The sequence below is a fragment of the Accumulibacter sp. genome, from assembly GCF_031732815.1.
Lineage (GTDB): Bacteria > Pseudomonadota > Gammaproteobacteria > Burkholderiales > Rhodocyclaceae > Accumulibacter.
In genome coordinates, this window is the sequence record NZ_JAVMKF010000308.1 from 1 (window position 1) to 12,575 (window position 12,575).

Annotated in this window: 9 protein-coding genes, 1 tRNA gene and 1 pseudogene; 6 read left to right on the forward strand and 5 right to left on the reverse strand. The window is 66.1% G+C overall.

Translation table 11 applies throughout. From position 1 onward, the window contains the following. The 4 genes and pseudogenes from RKP46_RS18480 to ydiK all read right to left on the reverse strand — a co-directional run. A pseudogene (locus tag RKP46_RS18480) lies at positions 1-709 on the reverse strand (hypothetical protein); the annotation flags it as partial. A gap of 291 nt (positions 710-1,000) precedes the next feature. Continuing rightward, on the reverse strand, positions 1,001-1,348 hold the full coding sequence (locus RKP46_RS18485) for a hypothetical protein (RefSeq protein WP_300330251.1): 348 nt from the start codon (positions 1,346-1,348) through the stop codon (positions 1,001-1,003). Positions 1,349-1,436: 88 nt separating this feature from the next. After that, positions 1,437-1,634 carry a hypothetical protein gene (locus RKP46_RS18490; protein WP_300330249.1) on the reverse strand — a complete coding sequence of 66 codons (198 nt, stop codon included), beginning with the start codon at positions 1,632-1,634 and terminating at the stop codon, positions 1,437-1,439. 140 nt (positions 1,635-1,774) lie between these two features. After that, positions 1,775-2,884, reverse strand: a complete 1,110-nt coding sequence (gene ydiK / locus RKP46_RS18495) for an AI-2E family transporter YdiK (RefSeq protein WP_311107986.1) — start codon at positions 2,882-2,884, stop codon at positions 1,775-1,777. Between the two features lie 134 nt (positions 2,885-3,018). Between ydiK and RKP46_RS18500 the strand changes: the two genes are divergently transcribed. The 6 genes from RKP46_RS18500 (at position 3,019) to RKP46_RS18525 (ending at position 11,236) form a co-directional block, all read left to right on the forward strand. Continuing rightward, positions 3,019-4,518: a polyamine aminopropyltransferase gene (locus RKP46_RS18500; protein ID WP_311107987.1), complete on the forward strand. Its 1,500-nt coding sequence runs from the start codon at positions 3,019-3,021 to the stop codon at positions 4,516-4,518. A 4-nt stretch (positions 4,519-4,522) separates the two neighbouring features. After that, positions 4,523-6,169 carry an NAD(P)-binding protein gene (locus tag RKP46_RS18505; RefSeq protein ID WP_311107988.1) on the forward strand — a complete coding sequence of 549 codons (1,647 nt, stop codon included), beginning with the start codon at positions 4,523-4,525 and terminating at the stop codon, positions 6,167-6,169. 56 nt (positions 6,170-6,225) lie between these two features. Continuing rightward, positions 6,226-6,954, forward strand: a complete 729-nt coding sequence (locus RKP46_RS18510) for a TetR/AcrR family transcriptional regulator (protein WP_311107989.1) — start codon at positions 6,226-6,228, stop codon at positions 6,952-6,954. Continuing rightward, positions 6,945-8,045 carry an efflux RND transporter periplasmic adaptor subunit gene (locus RKP46_RS18515; protein WP_311107990.1) on the forward strand — a complete coding sequence of 367 codons (1,101 nt, stop codon included), beginning with the start codon at positions 6,945-6,947 and terminating at the stop codon, positions 8,043-8,045. The genes RKP46_RS18510 and RKP46_RS18515 overlap by 10 nt, the downstream gene beginning before the upstream one ends. Continuing rightward, entirely contained in the window at positions 8,042-11,122 is a 3,081-nt protein-coding gene (locus tag RKP46_RS18520) for an efflux RND transporter permease subunit (protein ID WP_311107991.1), read from the forward strand. Before RKP46_RS18515 ends, RKP46_RS18520 begins: the two co-directional genes overlap by 4 nt. Positions 11,123-11,159: 37 nt before the next feature. Continuing rightward, positions 11,160-11,236: transfer RNA gene (locus RKP46_RS18525), tRNA-Arg, on the forward strand. A 123-nt stretch (positions 11,237-11,359) separates the two neighbouring features. Here the strand turns inward: RKP46_RS18525 and RKP46_RS18530 are convergent. Beyond that, positions 11,360-12,575, reverse strand: a 1,216-nt coding sequence (locus RKP46_RS18530) for a peroxidase family protein (protein WP_311107992.1), incomplete at its 5' end; no start/stop codon positions are given.

The window sequence follows — 12,575 nt, forward strand, 5'->3', positions numbered from 1 at the left end:
TGACCCACTGGAGGTAGGCGCTGCGCAGTTCGGCGGCGCTGGCTCCGGCTGGCGCGCCGAGGTGGACTATCGTCCGCTGATCGCGCTGGTCGTAGATGTGCGTGTCGCCAGTGTTGACCGGGGCGGAGCTGTTGCCTCCGATCGATACACCTCGCTTGCCGACCTTGACTTTCCGGCTCGCTCCCGCTGTGCTCGCCGGCGGCTCCAGGTGCAGCCCGGCGAAGCCGGCAGCGGCGAGTTTGTCGAGCTGGTCGTCAAAATGCCGCAGCAGTGCGTCGGTGTTCGAGTAAGGCGTCGGGAAATGGCCGAGCTCAGCGAGCTTCTCGCGGAATTCGCGCACGCTGCGCTCGTCTTCCGGCGAAACCGCAGGCGGGTTCTCTGCCGGCGTCCTGAAGTAGGTGAACACGAGCGGCCGGTTGGTCTGCTGAAAGTGGCCGAAAGCAACGCCGAATTCCTCGGCCGTGTAGCGGCCAACCTTGTTGCCGACGAGCACGACGAAAATCTCGCACTCGCGGATCGCCCGGTTGTACTCGTCCTGCAGCCGCGTGCGTGACATCGCGTCGAGGAAGTCCTCCCAGATGACCAGTTCGAGGAAGACGCCGCGGTGGGCCAATTTCTTGTTTTCGCGCCCGATGTAGACTTCGAAGTCGTGGCGTTCGGCGGCGAGTTCGTGCGACGAGGCGAGGAAGATCTTCCTGGTCTTGGTCATCGGTCTAGCGAGCGGAAAGAGAAAGAGGGAGGCAACTCCGTTTTCCGCCGAACGGCATGCGCGGCGCACCCTGCGGTCGGTACCCGTATTCTAGCTCAGGTTTTGTTGCAAGGGCCGTGCGTGTCTTTCCCGCCGTGGTCGGAAGCAGAGCCGGCGGACAGGCAGTGCTGAGTGATCGCACGGCCGAACATCGACGCGCCTCAGTTGCGAGGCTGCTGACTCAGGAGGGCTGGGGAGAGCCCCGCCCGCTTGCGGGGCGGGGCGATTGGAAGCGCTTGACGCGCGCTATCGTCAGGCGGCGTGCCGTTGCCCGCCGAAGAGGTCATTCAGGTTGTTTTCCCAGAGACGGATGATGCTCTGGGCGCTGATCAGACCCAGTTTGGAAACGCGATTCTGGTGCCGCCACACCCATGACAGGCAGGTGCCGGCCTTGACCGATTCGCGGGCAACGCTGCGATTGCCCTCGGCCTCCGCGTAGTCGACGAAGCGCTCGACGGCCAGGCGGTAGTAATCCGAACTGTCGCAGCAGCCGCACAGCGTTTCCGCTTCACCGGCTGCTCGACGCCAAAGCTTGAGCGCCAGTTCTTCGCTGATGCCGGTTCTGTGGGCGATCCAGGGTAAGATTTTTGGTGCTTTCATTGAGTAGTACTCCAAAATTGCATCGGCCAGATAGTGGCCTCCGCGCGCCGGAGCCTCGTGAACTCCAGCCTGTTGCAACGCAGCATCATTATAAACACTTCAAGCAGCGAATATTAGGTTTCGCCACCCAATTCTCCGCTCCGGCTTCATCCTGCTTCGCCGCCGGGGTCAGACGATAAACGAAAAAGAAATAAAATTCAACGGGAAGATCCGCCAGCGCAGGAGGCACGTCGGATTTCCATCCACCCGATCCAGGTTCGGCGCTACGCCAGTTGCGCCGCAGCATCAGCGCCGCCTTGATCTAACGTAAGAGTAGCCGAATCGCCGACATGTGACCGTGCGCTATTGCACGAGTCGGGTCAAGGAAAATGGGTGCCTTGCTCGGGCGGCGCCGGGCGGCGCGGACGCGCCGGTCTTGTCGGCGGTCTACTCCGCCTGGCTGTCCGGCTTCGTTGCCGGCGGCGAGTCGTTCGGGCGGCTGGGTGTGTCGTCGATCCAGCTCGTGAGCAGCGTATAGGCGACGGCGAGGACGACCGGGCCGACGAAGATGCCGACCAGGCCGAAGGCGAGCAAGCCGCCGATGACGCCGGCGAGGATCAGCAGCAGCGGCAGATGGGCGCCTTTGCGGATCAGGATGGGGCGCAGGAAGTTGTCGAGCGAACCGACGATCAGCGTCCACACGAGCAGGAAGCTTCCCCAGCCGGTTGCGCCGCTCCAGTACAGCCAGATCACCGCCGGGACGAGAACCAGTCCGGGGCCAAGCTGGGCAATGCACAGCATCAGCATCAGGGCGGTGAGAATGGCGACGAAGGGAACGCCGGCAATCGCCAGGCCGATTCCGCCGAGAAGCGACTGGACGAGGGCGGTGATGCCGACGCCGAGCGCCACCGCGCGCACCGCCTGTCCGGCGAGGACGGCGGCGTGGTCGCCACGCTCGCCGGCGAGTCGGCGAGCGAAGCGCCGCACGCTGTCGGCCGCTGCTTCGCCGGACGAGTAAAGCACGGCGGAGAGCGCGACGGTGAGCAGGAACTGGACGAAGACCAGCCCGAAGTTGCCGACTTCGCGGACGAACCAGCGTGTCAGGTTGCCCGCGTAGGGGGCGGCGCGTGCCGCCAGTTCGGAAGCGCCGGCCGCGGCCACCTGGTTCCACGCGTTGACCAGGCGCTCGCCGATGATCGGCAGCTCGGCCAGCCACGCCGGCGGTGGCGAAGAGCGCAGTTCGGCCAGCGAGCGGGCCCAGTCGGCGATCCGATCGGCGTTGTTGACCAGCGTCGAGATGGCCAGCGAGAGCGGTACGACGAGAACCAGCAGGACGACCAGCGTCATTACGACGACCGCAGGCGCGCGCCGGTTGCCGAAGCGCTGCTGCAGTTGAAGCATCAGGGGCCAGGTGGCGATGACCACGGTGACCGCCCAGATCAGCGCCGGCAGAAAGGGGCTGACGATCCAGACCGAGGCGGCAATCAGCGCACAGAGAAAAAGCACGCCCAGCGTGCTGCGCGCCAACTCGGCGGGTAGCGGCTCTTTCATCATCATCCTGCCTCGCTCAAGGGGTGGTCGCCATGGTAGCGCAATTGCCCGGCACGCACGTATGATGCCGCATTTCTTCGCCAAGTCTCCGGCCACCGGCTGTCCGCGGCGCTCTGGTCGGTGTTTGAAGCGCGCCCTGCATGCAGCACGCCCTGCTCTTCTCGGTTTTCGTCGTCGCCTCCTGCGGGCTGGCCTATGAACTCATAGCGGCTGCCCAGGCGAGCTATCTGCTGGGCGATTCGGTGACCCAGTTTTCGACCGTGATCGGCGCGTATCTGTTTGCCATGGGTATCGGTTCGTGGCTGTCGCGCTACGTCGAGGAGCCGCTGATCGCGCGTTTCATTCAGGTCGAACTGCTCGTCGGCCTGCTCGGCGGTTTCTCGGCGGTCGCGCTCTTCTTCGTCTTCGCCTGGGCGCCAGCACCGTTCAAGCTGGCGCTCTACCTGGCCGTGCTCGCGGTCGGCGTGCTCGTCGGTCTGGAGATTCCGCTGATCATGCGCATTCTGAAAAGCGATCTGGTTTTCGCCGATCTCGTCTCGCGCGTTCTCACCTTCGACTATCTCGGCGCGCTGGCCGTTTCCATCCTGTTTCCGCTCGTCCTCGTACCGCAGCTTGGCCTGCTGCGCAGCGGCCTGCTCTTCGGCCTGCTCAACGTCGGCGTCGCGCTGTGGACCTGCGGCTTGTTCCGCACCCAGTTGGCAGCGTATCGCAGTCTGCGCGCGCAAGGTCTGGCCGCCCTGGCTGCGCTGCTGATCGCTTTTGCCGGCGCCGGCGCGCTGACCGCATTCGGCGAAGCGCAGCTCTACAGCGACGAGATCGTCCATGCGGAAAGCACGCCCTACCAGCGCATCGTCGTCACGCGCTGGAAGGACGACCTGCGCCTGCATCTGAACAACAACCTGCAGTTCAGCTCGCGCGACGAATACCGTTACCACGAGGCGCTCGTCCATCCGGGTCTGGCAACGCTGCCGCACGCGCGGCACGCGCTGGTCCTTGGCGGCGGCGACGGTCTGGCGGTGCGCGAGATCCTCAAGTATCCGCAGATCGAGTCGGTCACGCTGGTCGACCTCGACCCGGCGATGACCCGGCTGTTCGCCAGCGCCCCCGCTCTGCGCCGCCTGAACCAGGATGCCTTGCTTTCGCCCAAGGTGAAGATCGTCAATGCCGATGCGCTGCAATGGCTCGAAGAAAATGACCAGCTTTTCGACTTCGTCGTGGTCGATTTTCCCGACCCGGCGAATTTTGCCCTCGGCAAGCTCTACACGGCGGCTTTCTACCGCCTGCTCGACAAACATCTGGCCGGCGATGCGCTCGCTGTCATCCAGGCCACTTCGCCGCTCTACGCCCGCCGTTCGTTCTGGTGCATCGTCACCACGCTGGAGAGCGTCGGCCTGGTCAGCACGCCGTACCACGCGCTGGTTCCGTCTTTCGGCGAATGGGGATTTGTCCTGGCCGGTCGCCGGCCCTACCGCTTGCCGGAAGCCTACCCGGTCGACACGCGTTTCCTGACGCCTTCGGGAACGCCGGCGCTGTTTGTTTTCCCGAAGGACATGGCGCGTGTCGAAGCCGAGGTCAACCGCCTCAACAGTCAGGTCTTGGTGCGCTATTTCGAAGCCGAGTGGCGCCAGGTGATCCGCTAGCGCGATGGACCGGCGCGATTTCCTGCGCTCGCTGGCGCTGACCGGAGCAGCAGCGGTCGCCGCATGTCGCGACCCGCCGCGTGCGCTGCCGCCCGGCGATCTGCTCGGCCCGTCTTTCGCCAGCGCGCACCGTCTGCCGGCACAGGGCTTCCCGCCGCCGAGCGAAACGCGGCGCGTCGCGCTCGCCATCGTCGGCGGCGGGGTCGGCGGTCTGGCCGCCGGATGGCGGCTGGCACGCGCCGGTTTCGCCGATTTTCTGATCGTTGAACTCGAAGACACGCCCGGCGGCAACTCGCGCGCCGGCCGCAACGAGATCAGCGCCTATCCCTGGGGTGCGCACTATCTGCCGCTGCCGACGAGCGAAGCCGGCGCGGTGCGCGAACTGCTTGCCGAGCTCGGCGTTCTGCACGGCGATCCGCACGCAGTGCAGCCGACCTACGACGAAAACTACCTTTGTGCGACGCCGCAGGAACGACTCTATCGCCACGGCCGCTGGCAGGAGGGGCTGCTGCCGATCGCCGCCGACGCGCACGAGCGCGCCGAGTACCAGCGCTTTGCCGAACTGATCGATGGCTACCGCCACCGCCGGGACAGGCGCGGCCGGCGTGCGTTCGCGCTGCCGATGGAAAAATCGAGCCGCGACGCCGACCTGATCGCGCTCGACAGGCTGAGCATGCGCGATTGGCTGCACAGCCAGGGCTTCGTCTCGCCGCAACTGCACTGGTACGTCAATCACGCCTGTTGCGACGATTATGGTACCGGCAGCGCCGCCGTTTCCGCCTGGGCGGGTATCCACTACTTTGCTTGCCGCGACGGACAGGCGAGCAACGCCAGCAGCGACATCGTGCTGACCGCGCCACAGGGCAACGCCTGGCTGGTCGATGGCATGGTGCGCTCGATCGGCCAGCGCGTCGGCGAACGGCTGCTCACCGGCGCGCTCGCTTTCCGCGTCGCCGGCGGCGAGACGCCGGGCAAGGAACCGCTGATCGTCGATCTCTGGCTGGCCAGCGAACAGCGCACGCTGCGTCTGCTCGCCGGGCAGGTCATCTGGGCGGCGCCGGTCTTCCTGCTTGCGCACGTCCTGGCCGGCCGGGCTGCGCTGCGCGCCGCTGCCCGGCGCTACACCTACGCTCCCTGGCTGGTGGCCAATCTGAGCTTGGCGCGCTTTCCCGACGACCGGCTCGGCGCCGCGCGTTCCTGGGACAACGTCCTCTACGCGGGACAGGGTCTGGGCTACGTCGATGCGACGCATCAACGGATGCGCCTTGCGCCGGGAAGAACGGTGCTCACCTACTATCGCAGCTTCGCCGAGTTGGCGCCGGAAGAGGGCCGGCTGCTGCTGCGCGAGGCGTCGCGCGAGTTCTGGGCCGAGCAGATCCTGAGCGAACTGGAGTTGCCGCACGCCAACCTTCGGCAAGTCGTCACCCGCCTCGACGTTTATCGCCACGGGCACGCGATGTGCCGCCCGCTGCCCGGTCTGATCTGGGGCCGCGAACGCGCGCGCTTTGCCGCCGACGGCGCCCGCCTGCGTTTCGCGCACGCCGACGTGAGCGGCTTTTCGCTCTTCGAGGAAGCGCATTATCGCGGCGTGCTGGCCGCCGAACGCAGCTTGCGCAGCCTCGGCGTGGCCAGCGCGTCCTTACTCGATTGACCGGGTGGAGACGCGGGAGTATAGTACTGACCAGTCGGTCATTATTATTTTCTGCCATGAAATCAGCCGATCCGCCGTCTGCCTTGCTTCCCGAAGCGCTTCCGGTGCCGGTGCCGGCAAGCGCTGGTGCTGCGCCGCGCCGCCGGCGCAAGGAAGCGCGCGCCAGCGAATTCGCCGCCGCGGCGCTCGCCCTTTTCGCCGAGAAGGGCTTTTCCGGCACGCGACTTGACGACGTCGCGGCGCGCGCCGGCGCTTCGAAGGGTACGCTCTACCTCTATTTCGACAGCAAGGAAGCGCTCTTCCAGGCGGTGATCGAAGACGGCATGGGCGCCGCGCTGGCGACCGCCGAGGCGCGTCTGGCCGAGCATCACGGATCGGCTGCCGATCTGTTGCGCCAACTGCTCTTCGGCTGGTGGGAGAACATCGGGCAGACGCCACTGGCAGCGATCAGCAAGCTGGTGATCGCCGAATCGCGCAACTTCCCGGAAGTCGCGCGCTTCTACCAGCAGAACGTCATCGAGCGCGGCCGGCGCCTGCTGCGCAGCGCGCTGCAACGCGGAATCGCCAGCGGCGAGTTCCGTTGCGTGGACCTCGAAGGGGCGATCGATCTGATCGTCGCCCCTTTGCTGATGCTCGCCGTTTCGCGCTTTTCGTTCTCTCTCTGCGCGCCGCAGACCTCGCCGGAGAGCTATCTCGAGATGCACCTGGACCTTCTGTTGAACGGGCTGCGGCGGGCGGACGACGTATCGCCGGTCGCTGCGCCAGGGGACGACCCATGCCGATGACTCGCCCTGCGCGCCCAGCGCGCTTCCCTTCGCTTTCCCTCGTGCTCGCGCTGGCACTCGTGTGCACGGCTTGCGAGAAGAAGCCGGCGGCGACCGATCCACCGCGTACCGTTCTCACGCAGATCGTCGGCGCGGCGCAGGAGAGCGAGCCGCTCGCCTATTCCGGCGAGGTGCGCTCGCGCTACGAAACGCCGCTCTCGTTTCGCATTCCGGGCAAGATCAGCGCGCGTCTGGTCGATGCTGGCGCGGCGGTCAGACCGGGCGACGTCCTTGCCCGGCTCGATCCGGCCGACACGGCGCTGGCGGCGGCCGCGGCAAGCGCGCAGCTTGAGCTGGCGAGCGCCGAGGTGCAGCGCTTCCGCAGTCTGCGCGAACGGAATTTCGTCAGTCAGGCGGCGCTCGAAGCACGCGAAACGACCTTCAAGGCGGCTCGCGCGCAGGCCGACCTGGCGCACAATCAGGCCGCCTACGCCACGCTGCGCGCCGAACAGGCGGGTGTCGTCGGGCTCATTTCGGCGGAAGTCGGACAAGTCGTGACGGCCGGGCAGACGGTGCTGCGCATCGCGCGCGCCGACACGCTGGAGGTTGCAATTGCCGTTCCGGAAGCGCACATGCCGCTCGTCCGCTCGCTGCGCCAGGCCGAAATCGGCTTGTGGGCCGAGCCAGCCGCGCGCTATCGCGGCGAACTGCGCGAAATCTCGCCGGTCGCCGATCCGGTGACGCGCACCTACGCGGCGCGGGTGGCGATTCGCCAGCCCGACGCGCGCGTGCTGCTCGGCATGACGGCGAGCGTACGCTTCCAGCGGGCGAACGAAAAGCCGGTCCTCAGCGTTCCGCTGACCGCGATTTTCCAACAGGCGGATGGCCAGCCGGCGCTCTGGGTCGTGCAAGCCGACCGGACGCTAAGCCTGCGGCCGATCGTCGTGCGCGCCTACCGCGAGGATCTGGCGATCATCGGCGAAGGCGTACAGGCGGGCGAGCGCGTCGTCGTCGCCGGCGTCCACAAGGTCAGCCGCGGCGAACCGGTGCGCGCGATCGACCAGCCGTCGGGGAACGTCGTTTCCGCCGACCCGCCGGCGGCGAACCGATGACGCTGCCCAACCTGTCCGAGTGGGCGCTGCGTCATCGCACGCTGGTCGCCTATCTGATCGTCGTGCTGATGCTCGCCGGCGTCATTTCCTATCTCAGGCTGGGGCGCGCCGAGGACCCCGATTTCACTTTCAAGGCGATGGTCGTGCGCACCTTGTGGCCGGGCGCGACGGCGCACGAGGTCGAACTGCAGGTGACCGAGCGCATCGAGAAGCGATTGCAGGACGTTCCCTGGGTCGACGTCGTTCGCTCGCAGACGCGCGCCGGCGACTCGCTGATCATCATTGTGCTGAAAGACTACACGCCAAAGAAGGAAGTCCCCGAGGCCTGGTATCAGGTGCGCAAGAAGATCGGCGACATTCGCAACACGCTGCCGCAAGGCGTCGTCGGGCCCTACTTCAACGACGAATTCGGCGATACCTTCATCAGCATCTTTGCCCTGACCGGTGATGGCTTCGATCTCGCCGCCTTGCGCCGAGAAGCGGATCGCATCGCGCGCATGCTGCGCCAGGTGCCGGACGTCAAGAAGATCGAACTGGTCGGAGTGCAGGACGAGAAGATTTACATCGAAATCTCGCACACCAAGCTGGCTACCCTGGGACTCAATCCGCTCGCCATCTTCGACGCTTTGCAGAAGCAGAACGCGATGACGCCGGCCGGTTTCTACGAAACGCCGTCGGCGCGCGTGCGAATCCGCGTTTCGGGCGACTTCGCTTCGGTCGACAGCATTCGCGAGATCGGCATCCAGGCGAACGGGCGGTTGTTCCGCCTGGGCGACATCGCGACGGTCAGGCGTGGCTTCGCCGACCCGCCAACGCCGCGCATGCGCGTGCAGGGGCAGCCGGCGATCGGCATCGCGATCGCGATGAACAAGGGCGGCGACGTGATTCAGCTCGGCGAGCGCCTGCACCAGGCGACCGATCGTATCCAGAAGGAACTGCCACTGGGAATCGATCTGCACGTCGTGGCCGATCAGCCGCAAATCGTTCGTCAGTCGATGGACCTTTTCATGTCGTCGCTGAGCGAGGCGATACTCATCGTCCTGGCGGTTTCCTTTCTCAGTCTGGGAATGCGCACCGGTGCCGTCGTCGCCTTGTCGATTCCGCTCGTTCTGGCGATCAGCTTCCTGCTGATGGCCGCTTTCGGAATCGATCTGCAGCGCATCTCGCTTGGCGCCCTGGTCATCGCGCTCGGTCTGCTGGTCGATGACGCGATCATTGCCGTCGAGATGATGGTGGTCAAGATGGAACAGGGCTGGGACCGCTTCCGCGCGGCGACCTTTGCCTATACGTCGACCGCGTTTCCCATGCTGACCGGAACGCTGATCACCGCCATCGGCTTCATGCCGGTCGGCCTGGCCAAATCGGGTGCCGGCGAATACACCTTCTCGATCTTCGCCGTCGTCAGCATCGCCTTGCTCGTTTCCTGGATCGTCGCCGTCGTGTTCACGCCTTACCTGGGTTACCTGTTGCTCGACGCGGAAAAGCTTCGCCGGAAAGCCGAGCAGCACGGCGACGACCGTTACGCGACGCCGTTCTACCGGCGCGTCCGGGCTCTCGTCGAAAGCTGTCTGCACCACCGCTGGCTGGTCATCGCGGCAACCGTGCTCGCTTTCGTCGCGGCGCTGGCCGGACTCGCGCTGGGTGTGCAGAAGCAGTTCTTTCCGGCCGCCAGCCGGCCTGAACTGCTGGTCGACCTGTGGCTGCCGAACGGTGCTTCGCTGCGTGCCACCGAAACGCAGGCGGCGAAGGTCGAGCAGTTGCTGGGCACTACCGAAATGGCGAAATCGGTCAAATACTACGCGAGTTATCTGGGTAACGGCAGCCCGCGCTTCTACCTGCCGCTCGACCAGCAGTTGTTCAACGACAACTTTGCCCAGTTCGTCATTACGACGCACAACATCAGCGCGCGCGAAGACCTCAAGCGTCGGCTGGAGGAAAGTTTCGCCGATTCGAGCGGCGAGTGGAGCGGTTTGCGCACACGCGTGCTGCGGCTCGAGAACGGCCCGCCGATCGGCTTTCCGGTTCAGTTCCGCGTTTCCGGCGAAAACCTCGGCGAGCTGCGGCGCGCGGCCGAAGAGGTCGCCGCGGTGATGCGCCAGAACCCGCATCTGCGCGAAGTCAACTTCGACTGGAACGAGATGAGCAAGGTCGTCCGTCTCGACATCGATCAGGATCGCGCGCGCGCACTGGGAATCAGCTCGCAGGAACTCTCCGCTTTCCTGAACTCGATGCTCAGCGGCATGACCGTTACCCAGATGCGCGAAGGCGACCAGTTGATCGATGTCGTGGCGCGCGCGCCGGGCGACGAACGCGCCCGTCTGGCGGCGCTGGCCGAGATCAACATCCATACCGCCGGCGGGCGTTACGTGCCCTTGGCGCAACTGGCGCGCATCCGCTACGAACTCGAGGACGGCCTGATCGCCCGGCGCAACCGCCTGCCGACGGTGACCGTACGGGCCGACATTCGCGACGGCGTGCAGGCGCCCACCGTCACCAGCGAAATCGACCCGCAACTGGACGCGATACGCGCCAGCTTGCCGGCCGGCTTTGCCATCGAACCGGGCGGCGCGACCGAGGAGTCGGCGAAGGGAGAAAACTCGATCAAGGCGGTGATGCCGATGATGCTGATCTGCGTCGTCACGCTGCTGATGATCCAGTTGCAGAATACCGGCCGCACCTTGCTCGTCCTGCTCACCGCGCCGCTCGGGCTGATCGGCGTTGCCTGTGCCTTGCTCGCCTTCGCCGTACCCTTCGGTTTCGTCGCCAATCTCGGCGTCATCGCGCTGTCGGGAATGATCATGCGCAACGCGGTCATCCTGGTCGACCAGATCGCGCAGGACGAAAAGGCCGGCAAGCCGGCGTGGGAGGCGGTCGTCGGCTCGACGGTGCGGCGCTTCCGGCCGATCATGCTGACCGCCGCCGCGGCGATACTGGCGATGATTCCGCTGACGCGCAGCGTGTTCTGGGGCCCGATGGCGGTCGCCATCATGGGCGGTCTGATCGTCGCCACGCTCCTCACGCTGCTCTTCCTGCCGGCGCTCTACGCCGCCTGCTACCGCATCCGGCCGCAGGATTGAGCCGACAAAGCCTGTATAATCGCTCGCCGATGGCCAAGCGCCCGTAGCTCAGTTGGATAGAGTCCTTGGCTTCGAACCAAGTGGTCGGGCGTTCGAGTCGCTCCGGGCGTGCCACAAGATGGGAAGGGCGAAATCAGCCGATTTCGCCCTTTTCTTTGCCTTTCGCCTTCTCCTTCGCCGGTTTCCTGTTCCGGTCGCGGGCTGACCGCTGGCGGCCCCCGCCCGCGACACGTCGGCTCACGTCAGGTCGAAGCGGTCGAGGTTCATCACCTTGTTCCAGGCGGCGACGAAGTCATGCACGAAGGCGAGCGACGAGTCGCTGCACGCATGCACTTCGGCCAGCGCTCTGAGCTGCGAATTCGAACCGAAGACGAGATCGACGACGCTGGCCGTCCACTTGAGCTCGCCGGTCGCGCGGTTGCGTCCCTCGAAGACGCCGGCAGACCGGCTCGACTTCTGCCACTGCGTGCGCATGTCAAGCAGGTTGACGAAGAAGTCGTTGCTCAACGTCCCGGGCCGTCGCGTGAAAACGCCGTCCTGCGACCCACCGTAATTGGCGCCGAGGACGCGCAGCCCGCCGACCAGAACGGTCATCTCGGGCGCGCTCAGCGTCAGCAGCCTGGCGCGTTCGAGCAGCAAGTCGGCGGCCGATTCTTCGTAGCCCGGGCGAACATAGTTGCGGAAGCCGTCGGCGTTCGGTTCGAGGACGGCGAACGATAGCGCGTCGGTCTCTTCCTGCGTCGCGTCCATGCGTCCGGGCGAGAAGGGAACGGTGACCTCGTGTCCAGCCTTGCGGGCTGCGGCTTCGACGGCGGCAGCGCCGGCGAGTACGATCAGGTCGGCGAGCGAGATCTTCCTGCCCGTCGACTGGGCGCCGTTGAACGCTTTCTGGATCGCTTCCAGCTTGCCCAGCACCTTGGCCAGCTCAGCCGGCTGGTTGAGCTCCCAGTCCTTCTGCGGCGCCAGGCGGATGCGTGCGCCGTTCGCCCCGCCGCGCTTGTCGCTGCCGCGGAAGCTGGCGGCCGACGCCCAGGCGGTCGAGACCAGTTGGGCAATCGACAGATCGCTGGCCAGGAGGGTCGCCTTCAGTGCCGCGATGTCGTGCGGGTCCGGCAGCGGATGATCGACCGGCGGGATCGGGTCCTGCCAGATCAGCGTTTCCTGCGGTACCAGCTTGCCCAGGTAGCGCGAACGCGGACCCATGTCGCGGTGAGTGAGTTTGAACCAGGCGCGCGCGAAAGCGTCGGCGAATTCCCGCGGGTTGGCCATGAAGTGGCGCGCGATCTTCTCGTACGCCGGGTCGAAGCGCAGCGCGAGGTCGGCGGTGGTCATCATCGGTGCGTGGCGCCGGGTCGGATCGTGCGCGTCGGGCACTGTGCTTGCCGCCGCCGGGTCGGTCGGCTGCCACTGGCAGGCGCCGGCCGGGCTGCGGGTCAATTCCCATTCGTAGCCA

Bases quoted from the DNA above. Each gene is read 5' to 3' on its own strand.
- RKP46_RS18485 (WP_300330251.1), bottom strand. From the start codon at position 1,348: ATGAAAGCACCAAAAATCTTACCCTGGATCGCCCACAGAACCGGCATC.
- RKP46_RS18490 (WP_300330249.1), bottom strand. From the start codon at position 1,634: ATGCTGCGGCGCAACTGGCGTAGCGCCGAACCTGGATCGGGTGGATGG.
- ydiK (WP_311107986.1), bottom strand. From the start codon at position 2,884: ATGATGATGAAAGAGCCGCTACCCGCCGAGTTGGCGCGCAGCACGCTG.
- RKP46_RS18500 (WP_311107987.1), top strand. From the start codon at position 3,019: ATGCAGCACGCCCTGCTCTTCTCGGTTTTCGTCGTCGCCTCCTGCGGG.
- RKP46_RS18505 (WP_311107988.1), top strand. From the start codon at position 4,523: ATGGACCGGCGCGATTTCCTGCGCTCGCTGGCGCTGACCGGAGCAGCA.
- RKP46_RS18510 (WP_311107989.1), top strand. From the start codon at position 6,226: ATGAAATCAGCCGATCCGCCGTCTGCCTTGCTTCCCGAAGCGCTTCCG.
- RKP46_RS18515 (WP_311107990.1), top strand. From the start codon at position 6,945: ATGCCGATGACTCGCCCTGCGCGCCCAGCGCGCTTCCCTTCGCTTTCC.
- RKP46_RS18520 (WP_311107991.1), top strand. From the start codon at position 8,042: ATGACGCTGCCCAACCTGTCCGAGTGGGCGCTGCGTCATCGCACGCTG.